Source organism: Clostridioides sp. ES-S-0108-01, from assembly GCF_020662285.1.
Classification (GTDB): domain Bacteria; phylum Bacillota; class Clostridia; order Peptostreptococcales; family Peptostreptococcaceae; genus Clostridioides.
The window spans coordinates 1-2,672 of the sequence record NZ_JADGMN010000056.1 but is presented as its reverse complement, the minus strand read 5'-3'; the positions used below and the strand labels follow the sequence as shown (position 1 = coordinate 2,672).

General features: G+C 25.3%; 1 protein-coding gene. It reads right to left on the bottom strand.

Going from position 1 to position 2,672, the window contains the following annotated elements:
- Positions 1-1,634: 1,634 nt before the first annotated feature.
- Positions 1,635-2,396, bottom strand: a complete 762-nt coding sequence (locus tag IR152_RS19625; RefSeq protein ID WP_227453505.1) for a hypothetical protein — start codon at positions 2,394-2,396, stop codon at positions 1,635-1,637.
- Positions 2,397-2,672: the final 276 nt, after the last annotated feature.

Below are 2,672 nucleotides of genomic sequence, written 5' to 3'. Positions count from 1 at the left end.
CCTTTAAATATGATTCAATTGCTTCGATTTTTTGATCTGATGATACTTTAGTTTTAGACATAACAAAACCCTCCTAGTTTAGACAGTTTTACATATTTTAACTGTCTCCTAAGAGGGGTATAGTTCACAATTCGAGTGGCTTTTTAGTTTTTTCTTTATATTAAATAACTTATTTATAAAATAAACTAGATAATATACCTAATAAAAATATATCCATACTTTTTCACCTCCTATCATATAGAGGTTTTTTACTTCATGCTATAAAACATAGATTTCATCTTCTTGTTATAAATAATTATAACATAGTCAACATTTTAATTTTATTACAATATATCTAACTATGTTTAATACAAACTATTAAATTACTAAATATTTGACATCTATATTTTTTTATGGAAACCTAAAGGTTTTGTAAATGGACATAGTTACCCACGAACTACTGTCCGTGGTTACTTTCCATATCTCAAACCCAATAGGATTGACACGTTACGACCGTGCAACGTTGGACTGATACAAGCCTTAATACTCTACTTTGTGATTTAACACAGTCTACCAACACCCCAACAATAGACAGTATATTTGAGTATTTCCACTAAGTGTTGCCATCCCTAGCTCTTATCTTTGTAGTGCCTAGTTACTACTCTCACCCCTTTATACTAGTACCAGTTAGTATTAATATGGTGTTGGAACTCAATCCAAGTGTTTAGTCGGCTACCCCTGTACTCTGTCGAGCCATTCGGTTTGCTCTAAGTCAAACACACTTCCTTATAAAACTTCTTGCATCTCTGCATTAAAAAAAGACTTGTCCTATTCTCAAACAAGTCTTTAAATTTCATCTTTTATTAATTATCACCTTGATTTTGCTTATAAGATATTTTATAATCTAAAGTATATCATAATTGATAATTAGCTATATATTTAATATATATAGTAAAAGATTACTATTTACTATGCTATGTGAGAGATAGTTAGTATTAACTCAAAATTGGTTTGGCGACCAAACTTGAGGTAGTAGTCTTTTTTTATATTCAATTTTTTGTATAAGTTTATTATAATTCTAGTTATTAAATATTACTAGCAAAATTTTCTATATTTCTATTTTTTTCATATTTCTTTTTAAATTTTTGTTTCTTGCAACATATAAATCTTATTTTCTTTTAATTTTGAAATTTATATTAAAACTATATAACTTATATAATCTTGATTATGAATTAAGACTTTTTTTATTTATAAAAAATAAAAGAGAACTAGGTATCTAGTTCTCTCTTTGTATTATCTGAGAAATTTTTTATTCATTTAAAAATAGATATATCTTAATTATCAATTATTTTTCAAACTGTTAAAACTATACTTATTTAGTAATTTACAACTTAAAATATTATAAATGATTTATTATATAAGTAGCTCCAAAGGGTAGCATTAATATAACAGCACTTATAAGTGATATTATCGATTTTTTGTTGTCTGATTTTCTATAATAATAAATAGAATCTATAATAAAAAATATACATTGAATACCTAAAAGAATAAATATTCCTAATTCAAATTGAATTGTTTTTGAAAATAATAAAATCAAATAAGTTATAAATAATATATATAATCTAGTTTTTAGTTTTAACATTTAATTATCCTTTCTATCTATAATAATAATCAGTCATTGTTTTTCCAATTTGTTGAGTTCTTCCAGAGTTTCTATATGCTTTTGATATAACTTTTTCTCCTCTAGGTAAAATTGTATTTTGATAATAAGTATAGTAAAAATCTTTTTTGTAGTAAACTTGTTTTATGTTGTCACTTATAACTTTTTGTGCTACTGAACTAATTGCAGCAGCCAACAACTTACCACCCTCTCCAAGTTTAAAACTAACAGCAGTTGTTATGACAGCTGTTATTGCACCTAGTGTATAAGTTAAAAATTTAGATGAAGTTTTTAGTGTTTGATTATATGTCCAAGTATCTCTATTTTTTGCCATACTATCATCATATGTAGGTTCTCCATTAACTGTAATTAAATCACTTAATGGTACAACTTCAGTTGTTACATTATTATTTTCTTGTGTTTTAAGAGTAACTTCATTGTCACTAATAGTTGTTTCCAATTTAGAAGAGATAATATATTCATTGTTGTTATTTTTCTCATAAATAGTACTTTTAACTGAAGATAAGTCATTTGCAACTTTTTCCTCAACTCTATAACTAGTTCCTTGCTCATCATAAGTATAAATGATATTATCTAAATCATCACTTAAAACCTTAAAATTTGTTTTTTCAATACTTTCATGTTGATTCCCAGCTTCATTTGAACTCATAGCATTTGCGATTGACCCAAATGGATTTATTACAACAGCAGTTACTATAGATAGAGCCAACAGTTTATTAATTTTTTTTAACTTCATAAAAACACCCTCCTATTTATTTAATTATATATATAACAACTTAGGATTCGTTTTTTGGACAAAAAAATAATTTTTTTTTACTATTCAAATATGAATTACTTTATTTATATCTTCAATAAATTTTAATGCTCTTTTTTATAAAACTGTAGTTCTGCATCTAAAATCTATTACAAACTAGCAATTCCAATACTTACAAGACTTTTTTCGTGTCAATAGAAAAGGACATAGAAAAGTAAGTATTTTATGCTATTTTTATATGAAATATAGTAATCTCAA